This window comes from Salipiger sp. H15, assembly GCF_040409955.1.
GTDB lineage: Bacteria > Pseudomonadota > Alphaproteobacteria > Rhodobacterales > Rhodobacteraceae > Salipiger.
The window spans coordinates 2,349,793-2,372,543 of sequence record NZ_CP123384.1; the positions used below are offsets into that span (position 1 = coordinate 2,349,793).

At 65.8% G+C, this 22,751-nt stretch carries 24 protein-coding genes and 1 tRNA gene; 18 read left to right on the forward strand and 7 right to left on the reverse strand.

Translation table 11 applies throughout. The features are described 5' to 3' along the window. The first annotated feature begins 9 nt into the window (after positions 1–9). The 10 genes from secD to PVT71_RS11445 all read left to right on the forward strand — a co-directional run bounded on the left by secD (position 10) and on the right by PVT71_RS11445 (position 7,639). On the forward strand, positions 10–1,671 hold the full coding sequence (gene secD, locus PVT71_RS11400; protein WP_353471905.1) for a protein translocase subunit SecD: 1,662 nt from the start codon (positions 10–12) through the stop codon (positions 1,669–1,671). 3 nt (positions 1,672–1,674) lie between these two features. Beyond that, a complete protein-coding gene (gene secF / locus PVT71_RS11405) occupies positions 1,675–2,643 on the forward strand; it encodes a protein translocase subunit SecF (RefSeq protein WP_353471906.1) in 969 nt (322 codons plus the stop codon). Between the two features lie 354 nt (positions 2,644–2,997). Continuing rightward, on the forward strand, positions 2,998–3,351 hold the full coding sequence (locus PVT71_RS11410) for an Mth938-like domain-containing protein (protein WP_353471907.1): 354 nt from the start codon (positions 2,998–3,000) through the stop codon (positions 3,349–3,351). 151 nt (positions 3,352–3,502) lie between these two features. Beyond that, positions 3,503–4,117 carry a heme ABC exporter ATP-binding protein CcmA gene (gene ccmA / locus PVT71_RS11415; RefSeq protein ID WP_353471908.1) on the forward strand — a complete coding sequence of 205 codons (615 nt, stop codon included), beginning with the start codon at positions 3,503–3,505 and terminating at the stop codon, positions 4,115–4,117. Continuing rightward, positions 4,114–4,770: a heme exporter protein CcmB gene (gene ccmB / locus PVT71_RS11420; protein WP_353471909.1), complete on the forward strand. Its 657-nt coding sequence runs from the start codon at positions 4,114–4,116 to the stop codon at positions 4,768–4,770. Before ccmA ends, ccmB begins: the two co-directional genes overlap by 4 nt. 77 nt (positions 4,771–4,847) lie before the next feature. Beyond that, positions 4,848–5,576: a heme ABC transporter permease gene (locus tag PVT71_RS11425; RefSeq protein ID WP_353471910.1), complete on the forward strand. Its 729-nt coding sequence runs from the start codon at positions 4,848–4,850 to the stop codon at positions 5,574–5,576. Further along, positions 5,573–5,731 (forward strand): heme exporter protein CcmD, encoded by a 159-nt coding sequence (gene ccmD / locus PVT71_RS11430; RefSeq protein ID WP_353471911.1) that lies wholly within the window; start codon positions 5,573–5,575, stop codon positions 5,729–5,731. The genes PVT71_RS11425 and ccmD overlap by 4 nt, the downstream gene beginning before the upstream one ends. Continuing rightward, positions 5,724–6,275 carry a DsbE family thiol:disulfide interchange protein gene (locus PVT71_RS11435; RefSeq protein ID WP_353471912.1) on the forward strand — a complete coding sequence of 184 codons (552 nt, stop codon included), beginning with the start codon at positions 5,724–5,726 and terminating at the stop codon, positions 6,273–6,275. The genes ccmD and PVT71_RS11435 overlap by 8 nt, the downstream gene beginning before the upstream one ends. Before the next feature lie 87 nt (positions 6,276–6,362). Then, a complete protein-coding gene (locus tag PVT71_RS11440) occupies positions 6,363–6,902 on the forward strand; it encodes an NUDIX hydrolase (RefSeq protein WP_353471913.1) in 540 nt (179 codons plus the stop codon). Positions 6,903–6,907: 5 nt separating this feature from the next. Next, entirely contained in the window at positions 6,908–7,639 is a 732-nt protein-coding gene (locus PVT71_RS11445) for a DUF3445 domain-containing protein (RefSeq protein ID WP_353473872.1), read from the forward strand. On the opposite strand, the gene PVT71_RS11450 is transcribed toward PVT71_RS11445, so the two are convergent. The 5 genes from PVT71_RS11450 to PVT71_RS11470 form a co-directional block, all read right to left on the reverse strand. Continuing rightward, a complete protein-coding gene (locus PVT71_RS11450) occupies positions 7,636–8,358 on the reverse strand; it encodes a hypothetical protein (RefSeq protein ID WP_353471914.1) in 723 nt (240 codons plus the stop codon). The genes PVT71_RS11445 and PVT71_RS11450 overlap by 4 nt on opposite strands. Before the next feature lie 131 nt (positions 8,359–8,489). After that, entirely contained in the window at positions 8,490–9,296 is an 807-nt protein-coding gene (locus PVT71_RS11455) for a lytic murein transglycosylase (protein WP_353471915.1), read from the reverse strand. 129 nt (positions 9,297–9,425) lie between these two features. Continuing rightward, on the reverse strand, positions 9,426–9,650 hold the full coding sequence (locus tag PVT71_RS11460; protein WP_353471916.1) for a hypothetical protein: 225 nt from the start codon (positions 9,648–9,650) through the stop codon (positions 9,426–9,428). 141 nt (positions 9,651–9,791) lie between these two features. After that, positions 9,792–11,198, reverse strand: a complete 1,407-nt coding sequence (gene glnA / locus PVT71_RS11465) for a type I glutamate--ammonia ligase (protein ID WP_353471917.1) — start codon at positions 11,196–11,198, stop codon at positions 9,792–9,794. A gap of 101 nt (positions 11,199–11,299) precedes the next feature. Further along, positions 11,300–11,638: a P-II family nitrogen regulator gene (locus PVT71_RS11470; protein ID WP_108965157.1), complete on the reverse strand. Its 339-nt coding sequence runs from the start codon at positions 11,636–11,638 to the stop codon at positions 11,300–11,302. Between the two features lie 172 nt (positions 11,639–11,810). Between PVT71_RS11470 and PVT71_RS11475 the strand changes: the two genes are divergently transcribed. Next, on the forward strand, positions 11,811–13,352 hold the full coding sequence (locus PVT71_RS11475; RefSeq protein WP_353471918.1) for an NAD(P)H-hydrate dehydratase: 1,542 nt from the start codon (positions 11,811–11,813) through the stop codon (positions 13,350–13,352). Here PVT71_RS11475 and PVT71_RS11480 read toward each other — a convergent pair. After that, entirely contained in the window at positions 13,349–13,861 is a 513-nt protein-coding gene (locus PVT71_RS11480; RefSeq protein ID WP_353471919.1) for a Hint domain-containing protein, read from the reverse strand. The genes PVT71_RS11475 and PVT71_RS11480 overlap by 4 nt on opposite strands. A 156-nt stretch (positions 13,862–14,017) precedes the next feature. Here PVT71_RS11480 and PVT71_RS11485 point away from each other — a divergent pair. Further along, a tRNA-Leu gene (locus PVT71_RS11485) sits at positions 14,018–14,102 on the forward strand. Positions 14,103–14,216: 114 nt separating this feature from the next. Here PVT71_RS11485 and PVT71_RS11490 read toward each other — a convergent pair. Then, entirely contained in the window at positions 14,217–14,597 is a 381-nt protein-coding gene (locus PVT71_RS11490) for a tyrosine-type recombinase/integrase (RefSeq protein ID WP_353471920.1), read from the reverse strand. Between PVT71_RS11490 and PVT71_RS11495 the strand changes: the two genes are divergently transcribed. The 6 genes from PVT71_RS11495 (at position 14,596) to PVT71_RS11520 (ending at position 21,795) form a co-directional block, all read left to right on the forward strand. Next, positions 14,596–14,796 (forward strand): hypothetical protein, encoded by a 201-nt coding sequence (locus PVT71_RS11495; protein ID WP_353471921.1) that lies wholly within the window; start codon positions 14,596–14,598, stop codon positions 14,794–14,796. The genes PVT71_RS11490 and PVT71_RS11495 overlap by 2 nt on opposite strands. A 140-nt stretch (positions 14,797–14,936) precedes the next feature. Further along, the gene (locus tag PVT71_RS11500; protein ID WP_353471922.1) at positions 14,937–15,482 is read left to right on the forward strand and encodes a YaeQ family protein; all 546 of its coding nucleotides are present in this window, start codon (positions 14,937–14,939) and stop codon (positions 15,480–15,482) included. A gap of 1,135 nt (positions 15,483–16,617) precedes the next feature. Then, positions 16,618–17,130 carry a hypothetical protein gene (locus PVT71_RS11505; RefSeq protein WP_353471923.1) on the forward strand — a complete coding sequence of 171 codons (513 nt, stop codon included), beginning with the start codon at positions 16,618–16,620 and terminating at the stop codon, positions 17,128–17,130. 183 nt (positions 17,131–17,313) lie between these two features. Continuing rightward, positions 17,314–17,514 (forward strand): hypothetical protein, encoded by a 201-nt coding sequence (locus tag PVT71_RS11510; RefSeq protein ID WP_353471924.1) that lies wholly within the window; start codon positions 17,314–17,316, stop codon positions 17,512–17,514. A 324-nt stretch (positions 17,515–17,838) separates the two neighbouring features. Further along, positions 17,839–18,873: a hypothetical protein gene (locus PVT71_RS11515; protein ID WP_353471925.1), complete on the forward strand. Its 1,035-nt coding sequence runs from the start codon at positions 17,839–17,841 to the stop codon at positions 18,871–18,873. A gap of 1,293 nt (positions 18,874–20,166) precedes the next feature. Then, on the forward strand, positions 20,167–21,795 hold the full coding sequence (locus PVT71_RS11520) for a Na/Pi cotransporter family protein (RefSeq protein ID WP_353471926.1): 1,629 nt from the start codon (positions 20,167–20,169) through the stop codon (positions 21,793–21,795). Positions 21,796–22,751 lie beyond the last annotated feature (956 nt).

The following is a 22,751-nucleotide window of genomic DNA, read 5'->3' on the forward strand; positions in this document are numbered from 1 at the left end:
CTCCAGACAATGCTTCAGATCGATCTTTGGAAACGCCTGACAATCTGGGCGCTCGTGATCGTAGGGCTGGCCTTGGCCAGCCCTAACCTCTTCTACAGCCGTGTAGAATCTCACAACGACGCCGTTGCCGCGATCGAGAAATCGGGCGCCACGCCCGAGCGCGAGGCGGCCGCCGCCGGCTGGCCGAGCTGGCTGCCCTCGGGGCTGGTCAACCTTGGCCTCGACCTGCGCGGCGGCGCGCACCTGCTCGCCGAGGTGAAGGTCGCCGACGTCTACGCCTCGCGCCTCGAGGCGCTCTGGCCCGACGTGCGCGACATCCTGCGCCCCGAGCGCGAGACCGTCGGCACCATCCGCCTGCAGCCGGCCACCCCCGGCGAGCTGCGCGTGCGCATCTCCAACCCCGAGGGCATGACCCGGGCGCTGGAGCTGGTGCGCGGCCTCGCGCGGCCGGTGACCACGCTGACCGGCGCGGGCTCGAACGACCTGCAGGTCTCGGGGCAGGGCGACGAGATCGTCGTGACCCTCTCGGACGCCGAGAAGCAGGCCACCGACGAGCGCACCATGCAGCAGTCGCTCGAGATCATCCGCCGCCGCATCGACGAGGTCGGCACGCGCGAGCCGACGATCCAGCGGCAGGGCAACGACCGCATCCTCATCCAGGTGCCGGGCATCGGCTCGGCCGCCGAGCTGAAGGACATCATCGGCACCACCGCGCAGCTGACCTTCCAGCCGGTCGTCAGCCGCACCACCAACGCCGACACCACCCCCGGCGTCGGCAACGAGCTGCTGCCGGCGATGGACGAGCAGGGCGTCTTCTACGTGCTCGAGCAGGCCCCCGTCGTCACCGGCGAGGAGCTGACCGACAGCCAGCCCAGCTTCGACCAGAACGGCCGTCCGGCGGTGACCTTCCGCTTCAACCCCACCGGCGCGCGCAAGTTCGGCGACTACACCGCCGCCAACATCGGCTCGCCCTTCGCCATCGTGCTCGATGACGAGGTGATCTCGGCCCCGGTGATCCAGAGCCACATCCCCGGCGGCTCGGGCATCATCACCGGCAACTTCACCGTCGAGGAATCGACCAATCTCGCCGTGCTGCTGCGCGCGGGCGCGCTGCCCGCCGGGCTCGACTTCCTCGAGGAACGGACCATCGGCCCGGAACTTGGGCAGGACAGCATCGACGCGGGCAAGCTGGCGACCGGCGTGGCCTTCGTCGCGGTGCTCGGCTTCATGTGGGCGAGCTACGGTCTCTTCGGGGTCTTCGCCAATATCGCGCTGATCGTGAACATCGGCCTGATCTTCGGCCTGCTGTCGCTCATCGGCGCGACGCTCACGCTGCCCGGCATCGCCGGCATCGTGCTGACCGTCGGCATGGCGGTCGACGCCAACGTGCTGATCTTCGAGCGCATCCGCGAGGAGCTGAAGACCGCGCGCGGCCCGGCCCGGGCGATCGAGCTCGGCTACGAGAAGGCGCTGTCGGCGATCATCGACGCCAACCTGACCACCATCATCACGGCGATCATCCTCTATGTCATGGGCTCGGGTCCGGTGCGCGGTTTCGCCATCACCCTCGGCCTCGGCATCGTCACCTCGGTCTTCACCGCGATCTTCGTCACCCGGCTGCTGATCGCGATCTGGTACGACCGCCGCCGTCCCAAAACCATCGAGGTCTGAGCCATGCGTCTTCGAGTCATTCCCGACAACACCAGCTTCGACTTCTTCAAGCGCTGGAAGCTGTGGCTGGGCATCTCCGGGCTCATGCTGGTGCTCGCCATGGCGAGCTTCGGCATCCGCGGCCTGAACTACGGCATCGACTTCCGCGGCGGCACCACGATCCGCACGCAGAGCGCCGAGCCGGTGGACGTGGGCGCCTACCGCGACGCGCTCGGCGCGCTGGGGCTGGGCGATGTGGTCATCTCCGAGGTGTTCGACCCGGCCTTCGGGCCGGACCAGAACGTCGCCATGGTGCGCATCCAGGCGCAGGACGAGGCCGAGGCGGTCACCCCCGAAACCATCAGCGCGGTCGAGGCGGCGCTGCAGGGCGTCTCGCCGGACATCGAGTTCGTCTCGGTGGAATCGGTGGGGCCCAAGGTCTCGGGCGAGCTGATCTGGACCGCGGTCGAGGCCGTGGTCCTGTCGATCGCCGCGGTGCTGATCTACATCTGGCTGCGCTTCGAGTGGCAGTTCGCCGTCGGCGCGGTGCTGGCGCTGGTGCATGACGTGATCCTGACGATCGGCGTCTTCTCCGAGCTGCAGATGAAGTTCGACCTGACCACCATCGCGGCGCTGCTGACCATCGTCGGCTACTCGCTCAACGATACCGTGGTGGTCTTCGACCGGGTGCGCGAGAACCTGATCAAGTACAAGAAGACGGACCTGAAGGAGGTGCTGAACCTCTCGATCAACGAGACGCTCAGCCGGACCTTCATGACCTCCTTCACCACGCTGCTCGCGCTCTTCGCGCTCTTCGCGCTTGGTGGGGACGTGATCCGCGGCTTCGTCTTCGCGATGATCTGGGGTGTCTTCGTCGGCACCTACTCCTCGGTCTTCGTCGCCTCGTCGATCCTGCTCTGGCTGGGCGTCAAGCGCGACTGGTCCAAGCCCGAGGCCGAGGTCGAGGCCCGGAAGAACGGCAGCAGCGTCTGACGCGGGGCGGGGCCGGGCTCCCGGCCCCGGTTTCTGCCGCGTCCCGCGGGGGACGTGCCGGATTTTTACGCTACGTTCACAGCAGAGCCCTAGACTTTGGTCTAGGGCTTTACTGCTTTCGCAGTTCGACGTTAGCCTGAACGCCCTCTGCAGACCCCTGTCGCCCCCGTCGGGCGGCGGGCATTTGGTACGCGGGTCAAATAGCTTTTGATTTTTCCTCGGGGTGGCCTATGCTGCCGCGCAGCGAAGCCATGTGAGGCACGGCGTTTTGGGGGCGCTCTGCGGCTTGGGTTCGCGCCGTCGTATGGAACGCGGCCCGGTCCGGGCCGCCTGTATGGGACCAGGGGAAGAACCATGCGGATGAACGAAATCAACTTCAGCGATGCCATGCCCGTCGAGGGCTACGGCCCGGGCTTCTTCCGCGTCGGCGGACGGCCCGTGGACGGCGGCGTCTGCATCTCGCCCGAGGGCATGCGCCCCTGGGCGGGCCTCTCGGACGAAGAGACGCTGGTCGCGCTCGCGGGCAAGATCGACGTGCTGTTCGTCGGCACGGGCGGCGACATCGCACTGCTGCCGAAAACGCTCACCTCGCGGCTCGAAGAAGCCGGCGTGGGTGTCGAGGTGATGAACTCTCCCTCGGCCTGCCGCACCTACAACGTGCTGCTGGGCGAGGGGCGCCGGGTTGCCCTGGCGGCGATGCCGGTCTGATCCGGCGCGCCGGGACGACCCCAGCCAGTCCGGCCCGCGGCCGAAGGCCCTGAGCCGGACCAGCCATATCCCTGCAACAGCTTGTCGCGGCGCGGCTTTCGCGCTTCCCCGGACCTTCCGGCTGGGGTAAGCCGATGGCATGAACCAGCCCATGACCCTTACTGTTCGCGATCTGGCCGTGGCCCGGGGAGGAGTGCCGGTGCTGGAGGGGCTGAGCTTCACGCTCGCCCCCGGACGCGCGCTCGTGCTGCGCGGGCCGAACGGTTCGGGCAAGACCACGCTGCTGCGCACCATCGCCGGGCTGCAACCGGCCTTTGGCGGAGAAATCGACGGCGCGGGCGAGCGCATTGCCTATGCCGCCCATTCCGACGGGCTGAAATCCATGCTGACGGTGACCGAGAACCTGCGCTTCTGGGCGCAGGTCTTCGCGCAATCCGACATCGAGCCGGCGCTCGACGCCTTCGATCTGCGCGGGCTCGAGGATCGGCCCGCCGGCACGCTCTCGGCCGGGCAGAAGCGGAGGCTGGGCCTTGCCCGGCTGATGGTCACCGGCCGCCCGGTCTGGGTGCTGGACGAGCCCACGGTCTCGCTGGATGCGGCCTCGGTCGCGCGCTTTGCCGAGGCGGTGCGCGGGCACCTCGCGGCGGGTGGCTCGGCGCTGCTGGCGACCCACATCGACCTTGGCCTCGATGAGGCCGAGGTGCTCGACGTGACCCCGTTCAAGGCCGCGCCACGGGTCTCGCTAGAGGATGAGGCCTTCCTGTGATCGCGCTTCTTTTCAGGGACTTGCGGCTCGCAGTTCGCGCGGGTGGGGGCTTCGGCCTCGGGCTTGCCTTCTTCCTCATCGTCACCGTGCTCATCCCCTTCGGCGTCGGGCCCGAGACCGGCCTGCTGAGCCGCATCGCACCCGGCGTGCTGTGGATCGGCGCGCTGCTCGCGTGCCTGCTGTCGCTCGACCGGATTTTCGCGCTCGACTGGGAGGACGGCTCGCTCGACCTCTTGGCCACCGCGCCGCTGCCGATGGAGGGGATCGTCACGATCAAGGCGCTGGCGCACTGGATCACCACCGGCCTGCCGCTGGTGCTGGCCGCGCCGGCGCTTGGCGTGCTGCTGAGCCTGCCGCCCTCGGGCTATCTCTGGGTGCTGGTCTCGCTGGCGCTCGGCACGCCGGCGCTGTCGGTCATCGGCACCTTCGGCGCGGCGCTGACCGTGGGGCTGAAGCGCGGCGGGCTGCTGCTTTCGATCCTCGTGCTGCCGCTCTACGTGCCGACGCTGATCTTCGGCGCCGAGGTGGCGCGGCGCGGCGCCGAGGGGCTGGCGGTGCAGACGCCACTCTTGATGCTGGCGGGGATCAGCTTCGGCACGCTGGCGCTGCTGCCCTTCGCCAGCGCGGCGGTGCTGCGCATCAACCTGCGCTGAGCGCGATGGCGGGGCAGAGATTGCTCCTGCCGATTATTTGAAGTGTAAAGAGCCGCGAGCTGGGCTAGGGGAGCCGCATGTCGATCTGGGAATACGCCAATCCGGTGAAGTTCATCCGCACCACCGACCGCATCCTGCCATGGGTCTCGGTCGCGGCGGTGCTTTGCCTCGTGACAGGGCTTGTCTGGGGGTATTTCTTCACCCCCGACGACTACCGGCAGGGGGCCACGGTCAAGATCATCTACCTGCACGTGCCCTCGGCGCTGATGGCGATCAACGCCTGGATCATGATGCTGGTCGCCTCGCTGATCTGGATCGTCCGCCGCCACCACGTCTCGGCGCTGGCCGCCCGTGCCGCCGCCCCCGTCGGCGCGACCTTCACGGTGATCGCTCTGGCGACCGGCGCGCTCTGGGGCCAGCCGATGTGGGGCACCTGGTGGGCCTGGGACCCGCGGCTGACCTCGTTCCTGATCCTGTTCCTCTTCTACCTCGGTTACATGGCGCTCTGGTCGGCGATCGAGAATGATGACACGGCGGCCGATCTCACCTCGATCCTCTGCCTCGTCGGCTCGGTCTTCGCGCTGCTGTCGCGTTACGCGGTGCTGTTCTGGAACCAGGGGCTGCACCAGGGCGCGTCGCTGTCGCTCGACAAGGAAGAGAACGTCGCCGACGTCTTCTGGTATCCGCTTCTGGTCTGCATCGCGGGCTTCGTGCTGCTCTTCGTGGCGCTGGTCTTCCTGCGCACCCAGACCGAGATCCGCGCCCGCCGCACGCGCGCGCTGCTGGCACGGGAGGGCCGGACATGATGCCCGATCTGGGGAAATACGCCTTCGCCGTGCTGGCCTCCTACGCGGTGAGCCTTGCGCTGATCGTCGCGCTGGTGGGGCTCAGCATCGCCCGTGCCCGGCGCATCCGGGCCGAGCTGGAAAAGGTCGAGGAAAGGGTGAAGCGCAATGGCTAAGGTCTCGCCGCTGATGGTGATCCCGCCGCTGGTCTTCGCCGCCTTCGCGGTGATGGCCTATTTCGGCATGCAGCGCGGCGATCCCAACACGCTGCCCTCGACCTTCATCGGCAAGCCCGCCCCGGCGCTGCCGGACGAGACGCTCGAGGGCTACCCCGCGGCCTCCGACGCCGACCTGCGCACCGGCGAGGTGACGGTGGTGAACTTCTGGGCGAGCTGGTGCCCGCCCTGCCGCGCCGAGCACCCGGTGCTGCTGCACCTGCAGGAGCAGGGCGTGCGCATCGTCGGGGTGAACTACAAGGACAAGGCGGGCGCGGCCTCGGGCTACCTTGCCGAGGACGGCTCGCCCTTCCTTGCCGTGCCCTACGACCCGCAGGGCCGCGCGGCGATCGAGTGGGGCGTCACCGGCCCGCCCGAGACCTTCATCCTCGGCGGCGACGGAACCGTGCTCTTCAAGCATGTCGGCCCGCTCGCCGGAACGCTTTATACCCAGGATTTCGTGCCGGCGCTGGAGAAGGCGCTGGGGCGCGACATCGATCCCTGAGCCGGTGGAGAGCGGGGAGATGAGTATTTGTGGAAAGATGAAAGGGCCGGGAGCATCGCTTCCGGCCTTTGCACGGGGGGAGAGGGCATGAGCGAGCTGCCATGGCAGATGGCGCTGCGCGACGCGCGGGATCATGAGAACTGGGCCGCGCTCGGGGCGCTGCTGGCGCGGGTGCCGGAGCCCTACGGGCGCGATCCGCGCGAGGATCACGTCACCGGCTCGGGCTTCGTCGTCTCGCCCTGCAGGCGGCGCACGCTGCTCATCCACCACGCCAAGCTGGACCGCTGGCTGCAGCCGGGCGGGCATTGCGACGGCAATCCCGACGTGGCGGCGGTGGCGGCGCGGGAGATCGCCGAGGAGACCGGGCTGCACGTGAGGCTGCTGTCGGAGGCGCTTTTCGACATCGACATCCACCGCATCCCCGCACGCGGCGAGGCGCCTGCACATTTTCACTACGATCTGCGCTTTCTCTTCGAGGGTGACCCAGAGAACCCCTTGCTCGGAAACGAGGAATCACACGACCTTCGCTGGGTGGCCCTGGACGGGCTGCCGCGCTACGCGCCGCAGCGATCGGTCTGCGTGCTGCGCGAGAAGCTGCCCCTTTGGCAGGCCGAGAACGGAGAGTGACGACGATGATCCTGCAGGCGCGGATTCCCTACGACCTGTCCCAGATGAAACCCCTGCCGGGAATTGCGCCGCTCGACCCGGCGGACTGGCTGAAGGTCGACGATGCCTATGCCGAGCAGATGGCCGAGCGCGAGCGCCTGCTGGCCACCCGGCGCGAGGCGGTGCTGGCGATCGAGCTCGAGGCGATGCCGGCGGCGCGGGAACTCCTCGACGTGGTGCTGGCGCATCTGCCGGCCAGCTACGCGCGCGTGGGCGAGCAGGTGACCCGGCCGGATGGCGTGGTGGTGACGCTCGACCGCAGCGATCCCATGGGCACGCTCGGGGTGCTGGTGCAGGAGGACCTGTGCCTTTTGCAGAAGCGCGGCGACGAGCACGTGCTGACCGGGGCGGTGCTCTGCTTTCCCTCGGGCTGGCGGCTGGCCGACAAGGTCTCGCGCCCGCTCAGCATCATCCACGTGCCGATCCCCGAATATGACGACAACATCGGGCGGCGCGTGCAGCGGCTCTTCGACGGGGTGCAGGTGGGGCGTCCGCTGATGCGGGTGAACCGGCTCTACCACGACAATCCCGCGCTGTTCCAGCCGGGGCCGCGGCTGAGCAATTCCGACCGCGCGAACCCGGCGACCGCGCCCTACCTGCGCTCGGAGCGGCAGTGCCTGACGCGCCTGCCCGAGACCCAGGCCGTGGTCTTCTCGATCCACACCTATGTCATCGAGCGCGGGCCCGACACGCCCTAGAGCGGCAGGTGCAGCAGCCCGGCGTTGCGCAGCGAGGCGCCGAGCACGGTGAGGGTCAGGACCTGCGTGGCAAGGCGGAAATCCATGCCGCGCCGCAGCCCCACCAGCGCGAGCACCAGCGCGACGGGAAAGGAGATCATCGCGGCCAGCGCGGTCATCGCCCAGCCCGCCTGCGCGAGGCGTTTCTGCGCGGGATCGGGCTGCACGACGGGCAGCGTCTGCGGCACGCGGCGCTCGGGCAGCGAGAGGGTCGCGGCCATGGCGTCGCGGATGCCCGCGGCAAGCAGCGCCTCGGCCTCGGCGTCGATCGGGGCGAGCCGCTTGCGCGGCGGGCGGGTCAGCTGGTCGGGCAGGGTCTCGGGGGCAAGGCGCGTGCGGGGCGAGAGCCACTCGATCTCGGTCGCGGCGCAGAGCGGCGAGAGCCGCCTCACCGCCTCGAGCAGCAGGGCGATGGCGCGCGGGCCGCTGGCAAGGCCGCCCTCGCGGCTCAGGACCCGCAGCACGATCCGCGGCGTGCCGCGCCGTCCGTCGAAATGGGTGAGGCAGAGCCCCATGCGGTCGCCCATCAGCGCATGGCGCCGGCGCGAGACCAGCAGCGGGCGGCCGGAGTGGTTGTCATGGGCAAGCAGCGTCTTGCCGGCGGTCTTCAGCAGCTCGACAAGGTCCGGCGTCGCGGCATCGGGCAGGTAGAGGGCCGCGTAGGGGGCTTTGCCCGTCATGCTCAGATTCCTTCCGAAACATCTTTGACGTTGTTTTTGCGCGTCAATTGAGGAGGAACTTTGTCGCAAACGGGCCCCGGAGCGGGCGATCTTCAATAAAGATCGACCACCCCGGGTTGCATGAATATCGCTTATCCGACTTTCTGGGCCACCAGCGCGATGGCCTGCTGGTAGACGGTGGCGGCGTTCCATTCGTTCAGCACGCGGAAGTTCGCGGTGCCCTCGCCGAAGGGCTGGCCGGGCTGCCAGCCCATCTGCCGCAGGTAGTTCGCGGTCGAGGCCAGCGCGTCGAACTGGTTGTAGAAATCGACCCGCCCGTCGCCGTTGCCGTCGACCCCGTAGCGCAGCGCGTTGCCGGGCAGGAACTGGGTGTGGCCAAGCTCGCCATGGGCCGCGCCCTGCTGGCCGGGCGAGAGCATGCCGAGATCGACCATCTTCAGCGCGGCGATCGCGTGCGGGGCAAAGAAGGACGAGCGGCGGCAGTCATAGGCCACGGTGCTGATCGACGAGATCACCGGCACGTTGCCCATGGTGCGGCCGAAGCCGGTCTCCATGCCGTGGATCGCCAGCAGGATCCCGGCGGGCACGCCGTAGCGCTGCTCGATGGCGTTGAAGAACTGCGGGTTCTGGTCGCGCCGCTTGCGGGCCTGCGCGGCAAAGCCGTCGACCGACCCGAGGCGGATCCGGATGAACTCGTCGAGCGGGTACTTCACGCCCTTCTGGCTGCGGTCCACCTTGATCGTGTAGCTCGAGTAGGGCGCGCTCATCAGCGCGTCGATCCCCCTCTGGCCCACGCCGGCCCGCTGGGCCTCGGCGGCGAACTCGCGCTTCCAGGCGTCGAAGCCGGAGGCCGTGTTGCCGCAGCTGGCGGCGACGGCGGCCCCGGCCGACAGGGACAGCGCGGCTGCTGCGAGGAATTTCGTGAAGGTGCGACGCATCGTGTGACTCCGAACAAACCTATTTGACGCAGCAAGGTAGTGCGCGGCCCGCGGGGCGGAAAGGGAGAGCGCGGGGACGCCGTGTCGCAAGGCGGGAGTTCGCCACATGACGCAGCGACCGGACAGGTCTCAGAGCGAGGCGATTTCCATGGCGCGGGTGATGATCATTCCGGCCAGCGAGAACAGCGTGACGATGCTGAGCCCCAGCAGGACGAGCCGCTGCGTCCGCCGGCGCCGTTCGCGGTTCTCGGGGGGTGTTTCGGCCGGCAGGTCGTCCCGTGCCGCAGCGGACAGGTGCTGCGCCTGCGCCTGCCGCGACCCCTTCCGAGGGCGTCCGGCGAAATTCCTGTTCATGCTGAAATTCCTCTGTGTCGCGTGAGATAAAAATTCTCTCGGCGTCCAAGGTCAGGGGGCATTCTGGAAAATGAAGGGCGGAATTCCGGCATGAAAAAGGCGCCCCGGAGGGCGCCTTTCCGTGCTGTCCGCGAAGCGGGATCAGCAGCTGTAGTACATCGCGAATTCGACCGGGTGCGGCGTCATTTCGTAGGCTTCGAGCTCTTCCATCTTCAGAGCGATGTAGCCTTCGATCTGCGACTTGGTGAACACGTCGCCGGCCAGCAGGAAGTCCATGTCGGCCTGCAGCTCGGTAAGCGCTTCACGCAGCGAACCGCAAACGGTCGGGATCTCTGCGAGCTCTTCCGGCGGAAGGTCGTAGAGGTTCTTGTCCATGGCTTCGCCCGGATCGATCTTGTTCTTGATGCCGTCGAGGCCGGCCATCAGGAGCGCAGCGAAGCACAGGTAGGGGTTTGCCGAGGGGTCGGGGAAGCGGGCTTCCACACGCTTTGCCTTCGGCGATTCGGTCCACGGAATACGGACGCAGCCAGAGCGGTTGCGTGCCGAGTAGGCGCGCAGGACGGGCGCTTCGTAGCCCGGAACCAGACGCTTGTACGAGTTGGTCGCCGGGTTGGTGAAGGCGTTCAGCGCCTTGGCGTGCTTCAGGATGCCGCCGATGAAGTACAGCGCTTCCTGCGACAGGTCCGCGTACTTGTCACCTGCGAAGAGCGGCTTGCCGTCCTTCCAGATCGACATGTTCACGTGCATGCCCGAGCCGTTGTCGCCCTTGATCGGCTTCGGCATGAAGGTTGCCGAGCGGCCGTAGGCCTGTGCGACGTTGTGGATGACGTACTTGTACTTCTGCAGCTCGTCGGCCTGCTTGGTCAGCGTGCCGAAGATCAGGCCCAGCTCGTGCTGCGAGGTCGCAACTTCGTGGTGGTGCTTGTCGACCTTCATGCCGAGGCGCTTCATGGTCGAGAGCATCTCGGACCGGATGTCCTGGCCGTCGTCCATCGGGTTCACCGGGAAGTAGCCGCCCTTGTAGGTCGGACGGTGGCCCAGGTTGCCCATCTCGAACTCGGCGTCGGTGTTCCACGCTGCGTGGTCGGCGTCGACCTCGTAGGAGACCTTGTGCGGGGTGACCGCGTATTTCACGTCGTCGAACAGGAAGAATTCAGCTTCCGGGCCGAAGTAGGCCGAGTCGCCGATGCCCGAGGACTTCAGGTACGCTTCGGCCTTGACGGCGGTGCCGCGCGGGTCGCGGTCATAGGCTTCGCCGGTGTCGGGCTCCACCACCGAGCAATGGATGCAGAGCGTCTTCTCGGCGTAGAACGGGTCGATGTAGACGCTTTCCGTGTCGGGCATGAGTTTCATGTCGGAAGCTTCGATCGACTTCCAGCCGGCAATGGACGAGCCGTCGAACATGAAGCCTTCGTCGAGGAAGTCTTCGTCGACCAGGTCGGCGATGACGGTCACGTGCTGAAGCTTGCCGCGCGGGTCAGTGAAGCGGATGTCGACGTAAGCGACGTCCTCATCCTTGATAAGCTTGAGAACTGCGTCCTTGCTCATTCCCTTCTTCCCTTTCTGTACTTGGGTCCGGTGTGTTCTGGTCTTTGCCCCGGCCAAGCGCCATCACGGCGCGCGGCGAGGGCGGCGCAGGGCGGTTTGGCTCAGAGCGCGTCGGAGCCGGATTCGCCGGTGCGGATACGGATGGCCTGCTCGATGGGGCTGACGAAGATCTTGCCGTCGCCGATCTTGTCGGTCTTGGCGGCAGAGATGATCGCCTCGATCGCGGCGTCGACCTGGTCGTCGTCAAGGACGACTTCGATCTTCACCTTCGGAAGAAAATCAACCACATACTCCGCGCCCCGGTAGAGCTCGGTGTGGCCTTTCTGGCGACCGAAGCCTTTCACTTCGAGCACGGAAAGGCCCTGAATGCCTGCGTCCTGCAGAGCTTCCTTCACCTCGTCCAGCTTGAACGGCTTGATGATCGCCTCGACCTTCTTCATGGCCCTGTCTCCTCGTGTTCCCGTGTCGGACCCTGCCAGACCACTTCTCATCGGCGACGACAATCGGATAGGGTTTCCTGGCGGGGAAATATGAGGCGATTTTTGGCATGTGGTTATTTTGTATGCAGGTAGCACGCGAAATGGGCAGAATTGAATCGCGGAACTCCGCCGCATGACCCGGCTCCTGACCGCGGCGCAGATGCGCGCGGCCGAGCAGGCGGCCATGGCGGGCGGCTCGGTCAGCGGCGCCGAACTCATGGAGCGGGCCGGGCAGGGAGTCGTCTCGGCGCTGGTCCAGAAGTGGGGGCGGTCCGGGGCCTCGGCGCGGCGTGCCATCGTGCTCTGCGGGCCGGGCAACAACGGCGGTGACGGCTTCGTCGTCGCGCGTCTGCTGCACGGGCTCGGCTGGGAGGTCGAGGCCTTCCTGCTGGGCGATCCCGGCCGCCTGCCGCCCGATGCGCGGCTCAATCACGACCGCTGGTGCGGGCTCGGAACGGTCGGGCAGCTGCCCTTCGAGGCGGCGCCGCGGCTGGCGGACGGCGAGGGCGTGCTGGTCGACGCGCTCTTCGGCACCGGGCTGACGCGTGGGCTGGGGCCCGAAGTGGCGCAGGTGCTGGCCCGCTTCGAGGCGCCGGACTACGCAGGCTGGTACCGCGTGGCGGTCGATCTGCCCTCGGGGCTCTGCGCCGACTCGGGGCGGAGGATCGTCGCGGGCGGGCAGGCACCTGCTTTCCGCGCCGACCTGACGGTCAGCTTCCACGCGCCGAAACTCGGGCACTACCTTGCCGAGGGGCCGGAACTCTGCGGTACGCTCGAGGTCGCGGACATCGGGCTTTCCGCCGCGCCGGACCCCGGGGCCGTCCGGCTGGTCGAGGCGCCGGGTGTGCCGCTCGCCAAGCGTGGCGGGCACAAGTTCGGCCATGGCCATGCGCTGGTCCTGAGCGGCGGATTCGGGCGGACCGGCGCCGCGCGGCTGGCGGCGCGGGCGGCGCTGCGGATCGGCGCGGGGCTGGTGACGCTCGGCGTGCCGGGCGCGGCGCAGATGGAGGTGGCGGCGCAGATCACCGCCCTGATGATGCGCCGGGTGGAGACGGCGGCGGATCTCGCGGAGCTGCTCGCGGACGCGCGGCTCAACGCACTCTGCCTCGGGCCGGGGCTCGGGCTCGACCGGGCGCGGGATCTGGTGCCCGTGGCGCTGGCGGCCCGGCGGCCGACGGTGCTGGACGCCGACGCGCTGAGCGCCTTTTCGGTATCTCCCGAAATGCTCTTCGGCGCGCTGCACGACGGCTGCGTGCTCACGCCGCATGATGGCGAGTTCGCGCGGCTCTTCCCGGACCTCGCGAGGGCGCTTGCCGAGCCGGCGCAGCAAGGGCCCGCCTTCTCCCGCGTCGATGCGGTGCGGGCGGCGGCGTCCCGCGCGGGGTGCACGGTGCTGCTGAAGGGGCCGGACACGGTGATCGCGGCCCCGGATGGCGAAACCTCGGTTCATGGCGCGGCCTACGCGCGCGCCGCGCCTTGGCTCGCGACGGCTGGGGCCGGCGATGTGCTGGCGGGGATCCTTTGCGGCCTCATGGCGCGCGGCGCGGCGCCGATGCACGCGGCCGAGACCGCGGCCTTCGTACATGTCGAGGCCGCGCGCCATGTCGGCCCGGGGCTCATCGCCGAAGACCTGCCCGAGGCGCTTCCGGCGGTGCTGCGCGGGCTCGGCGCCTAGCGCCTGCCGGCCTCGCGCGGGGTCGCTGAGGCCAGTTCGAGCCCGTCGGCATAGAGAATGTGCGGCGCCTCGAAGCAGAGCGCCACGAGCGGCACGAGGCGCGGCCCGACCCGGCTGACGAAATGCCCGTCGATGATCCGGCTGAGCGGAACCAGCGCGCGGCGCGCGCCGAAGAGCGCGCTGGCCCGCCAGCCGCGCAGCAGGATTTCCTGCCGTTCGGGCAGCAGCAGGTCGCCCTCGGGGCGGGAGTTCCCCATGCAGCCGGCGCGGATCGCCACCAGCGGCACGGTCCGGGTGAAGCGCTGGAGCGCGGTGACCGCCACGGCGCCGCAATCGCGGGTGATCACCCGATCGCCGGGCGAGAGGACCTCGACCGGCAGGGCGCCGTCGAGCGTGAGCACCGTGGTTCCGGCGACAAGCGCATTGAGAGGGGCGGGGTGCCCGCCGAGAGACTCGAGATGGCGCGCGGGAAGCATCCCGTCGTCGCGCCGGACCGTTTTCGGTTCCATGGGCGCCGTCCTGCTGTGTCACTGCCTCGTTTTATGCGACCTTACGTCACCGGGGGATTAATGTCGCGGCTTTTCTCGGCGACGATTTTTCCTCTCGCCTCGCCCCGGGCACTTTGTTAGAGATCCGGCCGATCCGGGTGCCTTGCGCGCCCGCGTGCGGGTGTGGCGAAATTGGTAGACGCACCAGATTTAGGTTCTGGCGCCGCAAGGCGTGGGGGTTCAAGTCCCTTCACCCGCACCACTTTGATATCAAGAGAAAATATCGCGATTTCCGGGCCTCGTTCAGCGAGGCGCTGAGCAGAGTTTCGTAATTTGTTTCGCACTTCCTAGTTCTGTGCTTCTTCCGGTCTCCCCCTCAGGAATCCCGCACCTGCTGGGCGCGCTTCGACTGCCGTTTCTGATCGGCTCGGGCCCAATATTTCTGAACCATGGCGAGCGCTCTGTTGCCGGTCACGGCCTGAACTAGCGCGTCGCTGCAGCCCGCCTCGGCCAGCTGCACGGCGGCGGTGTAGCGCCGTCCATGAGGCACGAGACGCTTGGCGCCGCGCATCACGCCGATGCGTTCTCTGACGGTTTCGATCGCGGTCTGGTCAGGTCCGACCTTGTAGTCAGCGGTCCCAGATCGGCAGTCCTGCGCCGAAAGCCAAGCCCATGTCTCGCGGTCGCGGTCGATCTTCGCTACCGGTGGGGTTCTGCGCTTCCGGCGCTGGCTCTCTGACTTGAAAGACCCATTCATGAAATTGCTCGACCTTGCCGTCGTACTAGCCTTCTTCGTGTCCCTGGTCGCGCTAGCCGTGGCCGCTTACTTCGTGCCGCGCTACGCCCTGCCGGGCCTCGGGATCATTTTCGTGGTCTTTGGCGGTCTGGTGCTCCTGATCCGCCGGGCAAACAGGCCAAGCTCAGCCCGTATCGCGGCGATGCGCATCAAGCGCTGACCCTTCTTCCCTCTGCAATGGGCCGCCGGGGAGGGCGGCACCCGTTTGCCCGCCTTTTGTTCGAAGATCTCGTCCAATCTGCTTTCATAAGTTCGGAAGACCGATTAGGCAGCGCCATCTTCGCGAGTGAGGGACCTGTCATGGCGCAAAAATCCACCATCTACAAAGTCGAGCTTTCCGTCTCCGACATGGATCGTCACTACTACGAGACCCACAAGCTGACCGTCGCCAAGCATCCCTCGGAGACGGACGAGAGGCTGATGGTGCGCCTGCTGGCCTTTGCGCTGAATGCCGATGAGCAACTGGAACTCACCAAGGGCCTCTCGACGGATGACGAGCCCGACATCTGGCAAAAGAGCCTGAGCGGCGAGCTGGACCTGTGGGTGGCGTTGGGGCTTCCGAGCGACAAGGTCGTGCGTCAGTCCTGTGGCAAGGCCGGCAAGGTCGTCGTCTACTCCTACGGCGGCAGGCCCGCCGAAGTCTGGTGGGACAAGATCAAGGGCAGCACGACCCGGTTCGACAATCTCCAGGTCATGAACATCTCGGAAGAGGCGACCCGTGATCTGGCAGAGCTCGCGAGCCGCACGATGAAACTGCAGGTCAACATCCAGGACGGCGACGTCATGGTCAGCGCCGACGATCGCATCGTCTACGTGACCCCGGTCAAATGGAAGGACGCCGCGTAGGGGGTGACCTGCTCCCCCGAAGTGTTCTCGTTTTGAGGTGGCAACCATCACCGACCCCTCACGAGCCTCGCCTGGCTCCCCCTGTGGGAGTATCACGAACGGTCGAAAGAATACGAAACCCTGAACAGGGCTAATCTATACGTGCGGACGCCAAGGGGAGTTGGTCAAAATCCCTGCATGATGGCATGACCGGAGAACACCTCCATTCGAAGATTGATGCCTTCGCCAGGACGCATTGCATCGCACCAGCCACCGTGACCAGTCGCGCCGTTGGGAAGGCCAGCGGGTTCCTTAGCCTTGACGTCAGCGCCGCCTTGGTTGCCGCGGCGGTGGTCATCTGAGGTCTGGTTTCGGGCGGCACCTTGGCCTGGTCGCGCTGGGTCAAGGCGCTTGGCGGGAAGAGATGACTGGGGCGCGGCTAGCGTTCGGCAATACAAGACCAGATCGCGTAACTATTCTCAATTGCCCGGCTCTGTGGCGGGCACTCCTTCGTCCTGAGCAGAGGACTATAACTGTCGAGCCAATTTTTGGCCTTTATCTTGCAGCGGCTCATCCCAAGGAGGGCCTTCAGCTTGCGGCAAGGGACGGCGAATCGGACACGATGGCGGGTGTGGCTGGAGCCGAATCTGGCGGGGCGCGGTGTCTCGAAGAGACGAATTCGAGGGTCTGGGTGCTCTTCAATAGATCGATTGACGGAAAATTTTATCCCGGTCCGTGCGATCGCGTGAATTGGATCGGGGAATATATAAGGGCGGTATGAGGGCCCAACCGCGTCAAGAATTGGGCAGATCAGCACGTCGGTCGTTATAATCTATGACATAGAATGAGATGATCGCGACGACCGCTTGTACGTACGAAATCTCTGGGTTCCGTGACGAATAAAATCGGCAGATGTCGGATACACGGGCGCCATAGGGCAGCGCTTCATGTCGCTGGTTGCGGCGTGAGTCCGTGTCATTCCTTCGCTGTGACCTTAGATGCCCCATTTGGGACATATTTTGTTCACGCGCGATCTACATATAGTAGAAATAGCATTTGTAAATCAATTAGTTGACATCATCCATCGGTGCAGCGTCTGTCGGCCCCAACGTAACTTAACGAATTGTTAAGGAAGGTGTTCGGGAGAGGATTGTCGATGAAAATGCACCCACTAGAAATCGTGTGTCCGGAGTGTGGTGGTCTGGCGCAGTTTCACGAACCCTTCAGGTTTGTCCGTGTCCGAAAGTTCGGCTCGACTTCCAGGCGGGCGCATATGTGGGGGCGGCTTGCGGTCGAGGAGCTCTTCCCGAAGGAATTCCCCTGGGAGCAGCCTTCCAGCGACACACCGTCCTTCCGATACGATCCCAAGGAGCCCGGGGATGGATATCTCTTCAATCATCGCGGCATGCTGGAATGCTCGAAATGCCGCAAGATTGCGCCGACCAAAATCATTTGGCCGGACTCGGCCTATTGGCGATGGATCGCGGAGGGAGAACTCCTCGTGGCGCGCAATCGTGACCACGCGAATGAGATTTACGAGTTTCTGGTGGGGGCCTTGCGCAGTCCCAATCGCAGGCCTTCGCTGCGCCATATCCCTTCCGTGATGTTGACGAACAAGGTCTCGTCGCAACTTGCCAAGAAGATCCTCCGCGACCTCGTGGCGAGCTAGCGGGGTCCAGGGGCGAGGGAGTGGACTGGGCGGCCGGTGGGTTGGTGCCCTGGTCCTCCATCCTGCGCTCCGGCGTTTTCGAAGATTGGTTGATGGTGTCCCCCGGCGTCAGGTGCCGGGAAGTGGTGTGTGACCGCCATTCCGGCTCGTCAGGTCCGGAGATGGGGAACTGGGTGGGTGTGAATGCTGAGTGGGCGCATCGTGTTCGTGAAGGCAACTGAGATCTCCGCGGCGATCCATGCGGAGATGCTTGCGCGAAGCTTCAATCAATATGCCGCCGCCATGGAGGCTGCGCTCCGCTTGGAAATCGTCTGCGGCGCCGAAGCAGAGAGCCGTATTGAAGATATCCTGACCTGGAAGGCACGGCAAAGGACCGGCAAGTGATGCGCGATCGCGCGCAACGGCCCCTCGTTTCGAAGGGCCGTTTGATTGGGCCGCCTGCCGAGGCGCACCGTGTCTCGTCGCCAACTTCCAGCCCTGAGCTGTCGAAGGGACTTACGAAGCCTCCGCCCCATGATGACCTTCGCCGTTCACCCCCAAGCGGCTTCTGACCTTGCTCGCCACCCATGCGTTGCCGCTCGCTGACAGGCATCGCGACAAAGGGTCCATGGTGCTCGGATTGGATGTTAAACTTCCGGTCTTGCCGATGCCGGGCGGAACGCAGCGCGGAATTGCCGCGTTGAGCGTCCAAATGGAAAGGCGTTTGACATGAAGAGTTTTCTTATCGGCAGCGCCTTGGCGCTCGCCTTGTCTTCGACATCCCTCTCTGCTGCCCCGATCCACACCACGGCCGATGTCACGGGCGTGGGGGGCGCCGAGCAAGTCTGGCTCGCCAAGGGTAACGGCAATGGCAATGGTCACGGTGGCAATGCCAGGAAGCTGCTCAAGAAGGGCCATGGCAAGGCTGGAAAGGGCAATTCCGGTCACGGCAACGGCCAGGCAGGAAACGGACATGCCAAACCCGGGAAGGGCAATGCGCAAGCTGGCAACGGCAAGCCCGAACATGCAGGGGGGCCGCAGCTGGGAGCGAAAGGCAACGGTGCCCGGGGCCGACACGCCTTCACTGCGACAGAGCGAGAAGACATCGTGCGCCGCATCGTTTCGACACCGGCTCCCGCAGGTCGCGACATGATGCCCCTGGTGGGGGCAACCGCGCTCGCCCTGGCGACCCCGCACCTGCTGGTGGCGGACATTCCCGAAGATGAGCTCATTGCCTACAGCAATTGCCCGCCGGGTCTCGCCAAGAAGGACCCCCCATGCGTGCCGCCCGGTCTGGCGAAGAACGGGGTGACCTACGACGAGTGGACGTCCTACGACCAGGACGGATATGACGAGCTCTGGCTCGAGCATCGCAATGACTGGCTCGGTTCCGATTACGGTCGCGATCCGGACCCCGAGCTTCTCCTGCTTCAGTCGGACCAGATCGCGACCCTCTTCGGCCTCGACCCCGCGCCGCGTGGCCAGCGGTATGGGTTGATCGATGGCATGCCGGTGCTGCTCGACCAGGACGATTACAGGTCGCTCCTCTTGGTGAACGAGCTGGCACAGGTCGGAGACCTGACCGACGGTGTGCGGATCGCGCCCACGGCAGCGCTCACGCAGGATGAAATGATCAATCTCTACCGTTTGCCGCAGCTCGGTGCCGGTGACAATTACGCCGTGCTGAACGGCCAGCTGGTGCAGCTGAAGGACTCGGAATACGAGCTCCTCCAGATGCTCCGCATTGCCAGGGCGGTTCTGTAACCGCTGGGGTGGCGATCAGAGGATTGCTGTTCCCTCTGACTTTTTCTTCAAGATGCAGCCGCCCCAGTGATGGGCGGCTGCTAATCTTGCGCCGAGCCACATGCCGCGCCAGGCACGCCAGCTTGTTCAGGGGCGCCCGCAAGAGGTCGGTCGAGCCTAGCGCAGCGAAGCGCGAGGGTCAGCGCCTGTTTGCCGGACAGAGCGAAAACGCAGCGTAGTGGGCTACAGCCCTGAAAGGAACGCGACCCAAACTTTACGCCTCGACGATCCGATCCCGCAGCAGCGGTGCCAATCCCGAGTCATCAGCTTAACAAGCGGGCGTTGTGACCGCTTGGGTTTCTGTCACGATAATCCTTGCGCCGCTCTACAAATACGATGTCCCCTTCAGCACGGACGTTGATCAGCGCAGATCGTACCCAAATTCGGCGCCCATCAGACAAAACACGCTCATGGGCGGCTCCGAAAGCTGATGCTGCAGCCGCGTGTATTTAGGATCGCGATGGCCAATGGATATACCGATCTCGCAAAGCATTCTTCAGCGTCACTTTTCGTCCGGGCGCCAATGACATGACCAGTCGCGCCGGCTTCGGTGTGGCAGAAAGAAATCCTGTTTATCAGTCGCGGCGCTTTGGGCCCTGCGAGGAACTCCCAAACGAGTATCGATTGGTCTGCCCGGGGCTGGACGACAGCCAAGAAACTTAGAGGGCGTTTCACTCCGTCTTGCTTCTCTGTCGACAGGTCGTAGGTGAATGCCCACGCATGAGTATCAAATGGCTGGCCTACTTGATGCTTTAGTCCTTGGAGAACGTCCTTAACACGGCCGTGCAAGCTGTCTTCGTTCTCGAAGGTGCCAAAGGAAAAAATTCTGCCTTCGTCGACAATACCCTGGGGAATACTCCCTGAAAGCGCCAGACCGGACAAGTTCTCAAGCGCACGTTGAGTTTCATATCAAGCCTTCGTCCTTTCCAACTGTCTGTCAGGGATCACATATTCGCGTCGCGCGTAAACTCCAAAGTGGTAGGGCGCGGGGTGACAGGCAGCTGTCGGTGCATGGCTGCAGCTTTGGTCAGCTATTCTGCCGTCCGCTTCCTGCGCTGCGCCGACCCTCCGAGCGTGCGCTCCCTCCGCAGACCCGTCACACCTCCCGCGGATGTCCTTGATCACTTCGTAGGCTTCCGCGGCCCTTGGCATCGCCTGTCGACTTTGGGTGATGCGACCCCGGTAGCATTCGAGGCCCGACCCATGCGATGCTGGCCTGGCATCCTCGAAACCGGCATCAGGCAGGAGGTGACGATGAATTCGGTCTTGATCGCGGCCCAGATCGGCGGGGCGGTTGCGCTCTTGCTCTACGGGCTCGGCCTCATTCGGGAGGGCGTCACCCAGGCGCTCGGGCTGAGGCTTCAGGTGGTGCTCGGCCTCGGCACCAGGACCGGGCTGCGCGCCTTTCTTGCCGGGTTGCTGACGACGCTCGGGCTTCAATCCTCCACCGCGACCGCGCTGATGGCGGCGGGCTTTGTCGAGCGGGGGATGATCCGGACCCGCATGGCGCAGATCGCGCTGCTTGGTGCCAACATCGGCACCGCGCTGACCGCCTGGTTCGTGACCACGGGGATCGAGGCGGCGGCGCCTGCGCTGCTTCTTGCCGGCTACATCCTGCTCCGCCGCAAGGAGGCCGCAGCCTCGGGCAGCGGCCGCGCGCTGGTCGGGGTCGGCATGATGCTCTTGTCCCTGACCCTGCTGAGCCATGCCACGACCCCGCTTCGCGAGGCTCCGGAGGTCGCGGCGTTCCTCGCCATGCTGGACAAGGCATGGCCCGTGGCCCTGCTCTTTGCCGCCGGCCTGACCGTGCTCTGCTCGTCGTCGCTCGCCGCCGTCCTGCTGATCGCGTCGCTCGCCCTGCCGCCGGCGCTGACGGTTGTGCTGGTGCTGGGCGCGAACCTCGGCGGCGCAGTGCCGGCCGTGCTCGCAACCTCCGGCATGGGGGCCGAGGCGCGACGGGTGACGGCCGGAAACCTCTGCGTGCGCGCCATCGGCTGCCTGTGCGTGCTGCCCTTCGCGGCCCCCTTCGCGACGCTGCTTCAGCGCGTCCCGGCCGGCAGCGGCCTGGCGGTCGAGGCGCATCTCGTCTTCAACCTGGTGCTCGCCGCGGCGATCTGGCCCGCGTCGGGCCTCATCGCCACCCTGATGACCCGGGTCATTCCGGAGCCCGCCGAGGACACGCCCGAACTGGCCCCCCGCTGGCTCGACGAGGCGGCGCTGAACACGCCGGCTGTCGCGCTCACCGGGGCCAGCCGCGAGGCGCTGGCGATCAGCGATGCCGTCGAGCGGATGCTGATCCAGACCCGCGCCGCCTTCCGCCTCGACGATCCCGCCCCCCTGGCGGAGGTTGCGGAACTGGAGGCGCGCGTGGATCGGCGGCAGCAGGAGGTGAAGACCTACCTGTCGCGCCTCGGGCAGGAGGCGAGCGAGGAGGATCGTCGTCGGTCGATCACGATCCTCGATTACGTCATCAACCTCGAACATATCGGCGACATCATCGACAAGGGCCTGTCTCCGGAAGTGCGCAAGAAGACCGGGTTGCGCCTACGCTTCTCGGACGAGGGCTATGATGAGCTCGACCGGCTCTTCCTGATGAGCCTCGAGACGCTGAAGCTGGCACAGACCGTCTTCATGACCGGCGACCGGGACCAGGCGCGGCGGCTCGTCGAGCTGAAGGTCGAGATCCGCAACCTCGAGCGCCAGTCCGCGCAGCGCCACCTGATCCGCCTGCGCGAGGGTCACGCCATCAGTCGCGAGACGTCGTCCCTGCATCTCGACCTGCTGCGGGACCTGAAGCGGATCAATGCCCATACCGTATCGGTGGCGCATCCGATCCTCGACGAGGAAGGTTTGCTGGCCGAAAGCCGGCTGCGGCAGAGCTGAGCCGGTCGAGGGATCGGGCGCGAGTGGGAGAGAGAGATAAGCCGTTCGCTGCACCCTCGACCACCGGAAGCGATGCGTGCCATCAACTCCCGACCGCGTCAGTTTTCGACGTCAGCTTGGCATCATCGCTCGCACACGAGGTCCCGGACATCCGACAGCTCAACATAGCGGGGATATAACCTCAGGATATATTGAACCATCGCGAGGGTAGACTGTCCGCCAGAGGCCCTTCTGTTCCTGGTGAAGTTTCCGTAGAGTTGCCCGTTCTGGTCCATAATGACCAGGCCTTCGCCATCCAAATTCCATGGGCTGTCCAATAGGCTGTCCGAGCCAAAGCGACCATGTCCGTACCAAATGCTATCTGAGCCATAGCGGGAGCCATATGGCCCGCGTTCATTGCAAATGGAGTCAGCATCTTCTTGATTGCAGTTGAGGCAACCGGCAAATTTCGAACGGGTCTCCGCGTCGAAAAGCAGAAGCCTGATCGCCTCCCCGGGTTCTTCTCCTGCACAAACCGATGAACAGGCAGCTGCCCAAAAGGCGAACAAGGCACCTAATATCTTCATAAACGCGACTCGGAAGCACCAAAACGCAACACTTGTACTTGCTGAGTGTGACCTCCCAGGCGGCAATTTGTCCAGCTGGCGATCGGTCATATATCCGAAATCCCCAAATGGACCAATTCGTATGTTCCGTTTTCGAGAATGGGTGAATCTCGAATCATATTTCCGACGTTGGGCGCACATATGTGAATTTGACGTGACGTCCTGATATCGCGCCAACCTGCTGAGCGGAATTCAAAGAATGCCGCTCGAATTCCGGTGCAAACTCGGGCTACAGTCTATTTGGGGCCCTCTTGACGAGGCCCGTCCACTTCCGCGCACCGCTTCCTTTCCGAGCCAGCGTAGCGAGGGGCCGATCTCCGCCCGGATTGGCGCCGCGTTTCCCGCAGGTCG

What these genes read in the sequence shown, in the direction of transcription:
- secD (WP_353471905.1), top strand. Translation starts at nt 10, where the DNA reads ATGCTTCAGATCGATCTTTGGAAACGCCTGACAATCTGGGCGCTCGTG.
- secF (WP_353471906.1), top strand. Translation starts at nt 1,675, where the DNA reads ATGCGTCTTCGAGTCATTCCCGACAACACCAGCTTCGACTTCTTCAAG.
- PVT71_RS11410 (WP_353471907.1), top strand. Translation starts at nt 2,998, where the DNA reads ATGCGGATGAACGAAATCAACTTCAGCGATGCCATGCCCGTCGAGGGC.
- ccmA (WP_353471908.1), top strand. Translation starts at nt 3,503, where the DNA reads ATGACCCTTACTGTTCGCGATCTGGCCGTGGCCCGGGGAGGAGTGCCG.
- PVT71_RS11425 (WP_353471910.1), top strand. Translation starts at nt 4,848, where the DNA reads ATGTCGATCTGGGAATACGCCAATCCGGTGAAGTTCATCCGCACCACC.
- ccmD (WP_353471911.1), top strand. Translation starts at nt 5,573, where the DNA reads ATGATGCCCGATCTGGGGAAATACGCCTTCGCCGTGCTGGCCTCCTAC.
- PVT71_RS11435 (WP_353471912.1), top strand. Translation starts at nt 5,724, where the DNA reads ATGGCTAAGGTCTCGCCGCTGATGGTGATCCCGCCGCTGGTCTTCGCC.
- PVT71_RS11440 (WP_353471913.1), top strand. Translation starts at nt 6,363, where the DNA reads ATGAGCGAGCTGCCATGGCAGATGGCGCTGCGCGACGCGCGGGATCAT.
- PVT71_RS11445 (WP_353473872.1), top strand. Translation starts at nt 6,908, where the DNA reads ATGATCCTGCAGGCGCGGATTCCCTACGACCTGTCCCAGATGAAACCC.
- PVT71_RS11450 (WP_353471914.1), bottom strand. Translation starts at nt 8,358, where the DNA reads ATGACGGGCAAAGCCCCCTACGCGGCCCTCTACCTGCCCGATGCCGCG.
- PVT71_RS11455 (WP_353471915.1), bottom strand. Translation starts at nt 9,296, where the DNA reads ATGCGTCGCACCTTCACGAAATTCCTCGCAGCAGCCGCGCTGTCCCTG.
- PVT71_RS11460 (WP_353471916.1), bottom strand. Translation starts at nt 9,650, where the DNA reads ATGAACAGGAATTTCGCCGGACGCCCTCGGAAGGGGTCGCGGCAGGCG.
- glnA (WP_353471917.1), bottom strand. Translation starts at nt 11,198, where the DNA reads ATGAGCAAGGACGCAGTTCTCAAGCTTATCAAGGATGAGGACGTCGCT.
- PVT71_RS11470 (WP_108965157.1), bottom strand. Translation starts at nt 11,638, where the DNA reads ATGAAGAAGGTCGAGGCGATCATCAAGCCGTTCAAGCTGGACGAGGTG.
- PVT71_RS11475 (WP_353471918.1), top strand. Translation starts at nt 11,811, where the DNA reads ATGACCCGGCTCCTGACCGCGGCGCAGATGCGCGCGGCCGAGCAGGCG.
- PVT71_RS11480 (WP_353471919.1), bottom strand. Translation starts at nt 13,861, where the DNA reads ATGGAACCGAAAACGGTCCGGCGCGACGACGGGATGCTTCCCGCGCGC.
- PVT71_RS11495 (WP_353471921.1), top strand. Translation starts at nt 14,596, where the DNA reads ATGAAATTGCTCGACCTTGCCGTCGTACTAGCCTTCTTCGTGTCCCTG.
- PVT71_RS11490 (WP_353471920.1), bottom strand. Translation starts at nt 14,597, where the DNA reads ATGAATGGGTCTTTCAAGTCAGAGAGCCAGCGCCGGAAGCGCAGAACC.
- PVT71_RS11500 (WP_353471922.1), top strand. Translation starts at nt 14,937, where the DNA reads ATGGCGCAAAAATCCACCATCTACAAAGTCGAGCTTTCCGTCTCCGAC.
- PVT71_RS11505 (WP_353471923.1), top strand. Translation starts at nt 16,618, where the DNA reads ATGAAAATGCACCCACTAGAAATCGTGTGTCCGGAGTGTGGTGGTCTG.
- PVT71_RS11510 (WP_353471924.1), top strand. Translation starts at nt 17,314, where the DNA reads ATGCTGAGTGGGCGCATCGTGTTCGTGAAGGCAACTGAGATCTCCGCG.
- PVT71_RS11515 (WP_353471925.1), top strand. Translation starts at nt 17,839, where the DNA reads ATGAAGAGTTTTCTTATCGGCAGCGCCTTGGCGCTCGCCTTGTCTTCG.
- PVT71_RS11520 (WP_353471926.1), top strand. Translation starts at nt 20,167, where the DNA reads ATGAATTCGGTCTTGATCGCGGCCCAGATCGGCGGGGCGGTTGCGCTC.